Genomic DNA, 5,622 nt, shown 5'->3' on the forward strand with positions numbered 1-5,622 from the left:
TTATCCAACGCCCTGGGGTCCGACAGAGTGGAACATCATCGTGGATCCTCACGCCGCAGCGCAGGTGTTCTCGGCCGCAGTTCCAAAAATCAGCGCTATCGGCCTGGACATTACCTGGCAGGTCAGTATGAGTCCGGAACAAGTTGCCCGACACTTCCAACAAGATCCCCTCTTGGAGACGGTGCTGGATTGGTCGGCGGTGTGGTTCGCCGAGCGTGAACTTCTGCATTTTCATGACCCGCTGGCAGCGGCGCTGCTGTTTAATCCCGGCCTCTGCGACTTCATCGCCGGGAACGTCGCCGTGAACCTTGAGAGCGAGCCTATGCCCGGTGTGACATCGTTTATCGCGAACACAAAGAGCGCGACACGGGTAGCGAGCCACGTCGACCCCGAAGCATTTTTTACGGAGTACTTCAGCGTATTTGCCAGTCATCCATAGCTGGACGAGATCTAGTTGTAATAGTTTAGTTTGATGGCCCCTCTACTCCCGTTGGCTGCCATCAACTCTTAATCATGGTGGGGAGCGACTTAGACCCCTTTCGCCTACTTTGAGGCATTAGATCTAAGTGACTTCCACCACTGCTCCAGACCCAAAGTCAAAGCTTGCCAACTTCTCATTAATGAAATCTCTCGCCACAATTTCACCCACTAACGACGGATAACATTAACAAGGCCGTAGAATCTATCAACGAAAGTTGATGAACTGGGTGGCAGTATCCGACAGCGCAACGCATTGATGACGGCATTCCTCACTACGATAACGCTCCTGGGATGCTCGGGAGGCGGGGGAGCGCCTGAGAGTGCGGGTACGACGGCGTCGGCGCCTGAATCAATGCCCGACTCACCGGCTCAATCCCCCACTCCAACGACGCCATCAAGCGTCGTCGACCTTGTGTACGGTGAAGGCGTCGTAATGAACGGGTCTAAACCCTTGCTGCTGGACATCTATCAGTCCGGCGAGCCCTGCGAAGCCGAAAGACCCTACGTCGTGATGATCCACGGCGGTGGATTTACCCAAGGTAGAAAAGATCAGGCCCCTTTGCCCTCCTATGCAAAGTTCCTGGCGAATCGCGGTTACGTGGCTGTTTCAGTCAACTATCGTCTCGAAGGCGAAGAACCGACTCCGTCGACCCAATTTGTGCCGTTTCGTAATGGCCTTTTAGCCGCTTCTAACGCCGCTAACTCACCGCAGCTTGAGCGACGTGCAAATACCATTGCGAGCGCAACACAAGACGTTGCAAATGCAATACGGTACCTCGAGGCCAATAGCAGCGCACATTGCATAGACAACTCGAGAATGGCGCTTTGGGGTGGTTCCGCGGGTGCCTTTCTTGGCATGGCGGTGGCCTACGCTCTCGATAACTACGATGTCACGCTCACAAAGCCCAGAGCCTTTATCAATCATTGGGGCGGGCTCGTTGAGACGGGCGTGATGGCGAGTTCAGACGCGCCGATTTTCATCCTCCACGGCGATGCCGACCCGACCGTACCGTATTCCAAGGCGCTTGAGCTTCAACGAGAAGCCGAGGCCAGCTCTGTGCCGTACGCGTTCTACACAATCACAGGCGCGGGTCATGGATTTGACGAGATACCAGTGACGACATTGACTGTTGATGGCACCACCTTGCAGGAACTCGCTGCCCAGTTCCTGGATGCCCATCTCTTTGAGCAGGCCCCGCTATACGAGACTCGGACGGTGCCCATCACCGGCAGTTAGACCAATTATTTCCGAGACCGAACAGTCACTAATCGCCGAATATGGCCGTCAAAATCAAGCCCATCGTGGCGGGTCTTGTAGCCCCTTTGAGGTGTTCAGAGACATCGCCAGAGACAGCTTTCGCCTATCTCCTGGTCTATGGTGAGTTCGCGGGCGGTCTTTTAATCAAGCTGTCGCCGGTGGCAGGAGCCACAAAGTGTGGTCTTTCCCCCGGACTTACTCTCAAAAATAATGTTAATCGAGGGAGCGTAAAAACTATGGATCCAATAGGAATGATCTTTGGTGCGCCTGCGTTGTATCGTGTGTATAAACTTGAAAAAGTGTTAAACGAGAGCGGCATTCTTGATAAATATTTCGATTCAGAAAAATAGTGCGGCCTATAAAAATTAGGGGTCGCAACCAGCTGATGACTACTTTGATGTGATACGGGATTACATCCGAAGCCCAGACGGGCTTTTATTAACGACCGCTTTGCGGAACAAAGCAGCCGTTAACTGGAACTGACGAAGTTCTGTTCGTCGGATAAAGCCTGAGTTTTAAACTTAGGCTGCGCGGAGCGCCCTACCAAGAGTTTCGACTCCCAATGCTTGTGTGAACTCACCCTCCTCCCAGACCAGCTGCCCCCGGATCATCACTTCACGCACGATAGCTGGCGGCCGATTAACCATCTGGTGATGCTCAAACAGGTCCCGGAAAATATACTCCCGAGTGTCGTTGCAATCCCAGTCTCGCAGGACCTCTGGATCGATCAGCACCATATCCGCCTGCGCCCCAAGATCCAGCGTACCGACATCAATGTTGAAAAACTCAGCGGGCTCTCGAGTAAGGCGCTTGACCATCTTCGCGACCATCGCGTCGCCGTGCTGCTGCGCGAGCTTGAGAGACATGAGATTGCCGTCAAAGAACGCCATGTTCGTCAGATGGGCACCGGAATCATTAAAGCCCGGCAGTGCCTGGGGATGCATGAGGTAATCCAGGGTCGCGCGATTGCCAATGTTGGATACATCGGCCCAGTAGCGAAAGCTCTTGTCGTACCTTCGCATGAGGAAGAGCATGAAGTCTGCGTCATCGCTGGGCCGCTCTTCCAACGCCGTAAAGGCCTCCCGCTCGTCATCGGATCGAGCTTGGGCGGCATCGCCGTCCATGAAGCGCAGCAGCCGCTGATAAACCTCACTAAAAGTCTCACCGTCCCAATCAGACACCGGCGCACCGTCAAAGACTAGGCGATCGAGGTCTCGAATCACCAGATGATCAGGCATCCCCATTTTCGCCTTAAAGCTCGCCCAGTCTCCGCCGGTTCGCCCGTGCATCCAGTCACTTCTAAACTGGGTCACCCAGACAGGATCATGCATGAGCGCGTGTCGCCCTTCGGCGTCGTCATACTCAAGGGCGATGAGTTGCGCTGTTGACGGCAACTCTTCATAGAGAGGACTCACGATGCCATCGGACCAGACGCGAAAATTCGTTCCCAGCGCCTGAAAATGCAGGCTGCCTTTAAACAGCCAGCTGTTCATCAGCTTGGCAAAACCCAGAAAGGCCTTGGTCGCGCGCGGCGCCAACACCAGCTCCATGGCTGATAAGGCAGACACCTTTAGCGTCTTCTTGAACAATCGGCCGCTGGTCAGGGCAAAATACAAAAGCGCCGTGGCCCGGTTCTCGATAATCGGCGTGGTCTGCCACACTCGATCGTATTTGCGCACCACCTTGAGCAAGCGGCGTAGCTCCTTAAAGCTGGCAAACTGGGTGGGAATACGTTTGTCGGTATGCGGCTCATTGGCCAAGTAATGAAAAGGCAGCCCGTCTGTGGATAGGCCCAGATAGCCCTGCTGCATGGCGCGCTCAAGCACCGATTCCATTTTCTGAAACTCATTCTCCGTAGGGTCTCGGCTAATAGCAGCCTCCATACCCATCACCTCTACCCGGAGCATGGAATGCGGCACGAAAGCGCCAACATTCGGGCCCAAGGGCATGTCTGCAAAGTGATCCATGTAGCCGCCAGTATCTGACCAACTGATGGCATCGACGCACTTTCGCAGTACCGGTTTAGGAATGTTCTCCACGCGAGTAAAACAATCGACGATCGGATCCTGACCGCTGTCATCGCGCTGATGACCAAAACAGGTGCCTAGACTACAATTCCCGAAAAGCACGGTCGTGGTGCCATGTCGGACCACCTCCGTCAGCCGCGGATCCAGATCAACTTCCAGGTCGAGATGCGTGTGAATGTCCAAAAGCCCTGGCATCAACCACTGACCGCTGGCATCGATAATGCGTCTCGCAGGGGCCTCAGGAAGCGCCGTACCCTTGGCCGCTATACGTCCTCGACGCACCGCGATATCCATGCGCCGGGGGGCATCGCCGCTACCGTCAAAAACCGTGGCATTTCTAAACAGTACGTCCCAGCTAAAGTCATCGACTTTGTCTTGCCAGTCCTTCTCGCCTGCCTTACCTATCTCGTGTTTCTGGTTTTGCCCGTCTTGATCGACCAACTCCACGCTCTATCTCCTTTGAGTTCCCCACGGCGGTGGTTGCCGTGAGAGCCAAGAAGGGTAACCATGCTACGAGTGCAAGCCAAGCCAATTCCACCGGCGAATTTTCGGAGCATCAATGCCTATCCCCTTTGACAACAGCTTTGCCGCGCTGGGTTCGCCTTTTAGCAGCGTTCAGACACCCGTGCCAGTAGAAAAACCAGCGCTTATTAAGATCAACTCAACACTGGCAGAACAGCTAAATATCGACCCCCATTGGCTCGAATCCCACGAGGGCATTGAGGTGCTTGCGGGTAATCGTGTCGCCGAGGGCTCAGAGCCCACCTCCGCAGCTTATGCAGGGCACCAGTTTGGCCACTTCAATCCCCAGTTGGGCGATGGCAGGGCTATACTGCTTGGCGAAATTCTGGACAAAAACGGACATCGTTACGATTTGCAGCTCAAAGGCAGCGGTCGAACACCCTGGTCTCGGGGCGGCGATGGACGCTCCCCCATAGGGCCAGTGCTGCGAGAGTATATTGTGAGCGAAGCCATGGCGGCCTTAGGTGTGCCGTCGACACGCGCTCTCGCAGCGGTAAGCACCGGCGAGCAGGTAGTCCGTGACGGCGTAGCGCCCGGCGCCGTGCTCGCCCGTGTGGCCTCCAGTCATATCCGGGTAGGCACCATGCAGTACTTTGCCGCGCGCGAGGATCGTAAGTCCCTGGCAACCCTCGTCACCTACGTACTCGAACGCCACTACCCCGATCGCAGAGGCGCCGATAACGCTGCCACGGCGCTTCTTGAATCAGTGATTGAAGCTCAAGCCAGGCTGATAGCCCGCTGGCAGTTGCTGGGCTTTGTGCACGGCGTCATGAATACCGACAACATGCTGCTTTGCGGAGAAACTGTGGACTACGGACCCTGCGCCTTCATGGAGGAGTTTCACCCAGAAACTCTATTTAGCTCCATCGATCAGCAAGGCCGCTATGCCTACTGCAATCAGCCGGGTATCGCCCAGTGGAATTTGGCGCGTCTGGCCGAAGCGCTGCTACCGCTGATTAACGAGGATACGGATGCTGCGGTAGAAGCGGCCAAACAGGCTCTCCAGGGCTTTACAGAAACGTTTGAGAACGCCTATCAGGCGGGACTTGCGGACAAACTGGGCCTAAGCGATATGAACCAATCGGACATCACGCTTGCGGACGAGCTTTTTACCGCACTGCAGGAAGATCAGGCCGACTTTACGCTCGCTTTCCGGTTTTTGGCCGATGAGATCAATCCCGGCGCACAGAATACCGGCGCTGGAGCGCTCTTTTCGCCGGGACAGAAACTGCTGGAATGGATGCCGCGCTGGATGCAGCGTCAGCAGGCCCAAAACAGCGATGCTGCCACGCGGCAAATTCGAATGTTCGCGGCAAGCCCTGCGTTCATTCCCCG

At 55.5% G+C, this 5,622-nt stretch carries 5 protein-coding genes; 4 read left to right on the top strand and 1 reads right to left on the bottom strand.

Annotated features, from left to right (window positions below; all coding sequences use genetic code 11):
* The 3 genes from ACI9KD_RS16645 to ACI9KD_RS16655 all read left to right on the top strand — a co-directional run.
* A partial coding sequence (locus tag ACI9KD_RS16645) for a nucleoside hydrolase (protein ID WP_414982292.1) occupies window positions 1-439 on the top strand: 439 nt, incomplete at its 5' end.
* Window positions 440-913: 474 nt separating this feature from the next.
* Window positions 914-1,717, top strand: a complete 804-nt coding sequence (locus ACI9KD_RS16650; protein ID WP_414982293.1) for an alpha/beta hydrolase — start codon at window positions 914-916, stop codon at window positions 1,715-1,717.
* A 41-nt stretch (window positions 1,718-1,758) separates the two neighbouring features.
* A complete protein-coding gene (locus ACI9KD_RS16655) occupies window positions 1,759-2,088 on the top strand; it encodes a hypothetical protein (RefSeq protein WP_414982294.1) in 330 nt (109 codons plus the stop codon).
* Window positions 2,089-2,259: 171 nt separating this feature from the next.
* Here the strand turns inward: ACI9KD_RS16655 and ACI9KD_RS16660 are convergent, their stop codons facing one another.
* Window positions 2,260-4,212, bottom strand: coding sequence for an N-acyl-D-amino-acid deacylase family protein (locus ACI9KD_RS16660; protein ID WP_414982295.1), 1,953 nt, complete (start codon window positions 4,210-4,212; stop codon window positions 2,260-2,262).
* Window positions 4,213-4,324: 112 nt separating this feature from the next.
* Here ACI9KD_RS16660 and ACI9KD_RS16665 point away from each other — a divergent pair.
* The coding region (locus ACI9KD_RS16665; protein ID WP_414982296.1) for a protein adenylyltransferase SelO at window positions 4,325-5,622 on the top strand (1,298 nt) is incomplete at its 3' end.

Origin of the sequence: Congregibacter sp., assembly GCF_047617445.1 — a bacterium.
Classification (GTDB): domain Bacteria; phylum Pseudomonadota; class Gammaproteobacteria; order Pseudomonadales; family Halieaceae; genus Congregibacter.

What these genes read in the sequence shown, in the direction of transcription:
- ACI9KD_RS16650 (WP_414982293.1), top strand. Translation starts at nt 914, where the DNA reads ATGAACGGGTCTAAACCCTTGCTGCTGGACATCTATCAGTCCGGCGAG.
- ACI9KD_RS16655 (WP_414982294.1), top strand. Translation starts at nt 1,759, where the DNA reads ATGGCCGTCAAAATCAAGCCCATCGTGGCGGGTCTTGTAGCCCCTTTG.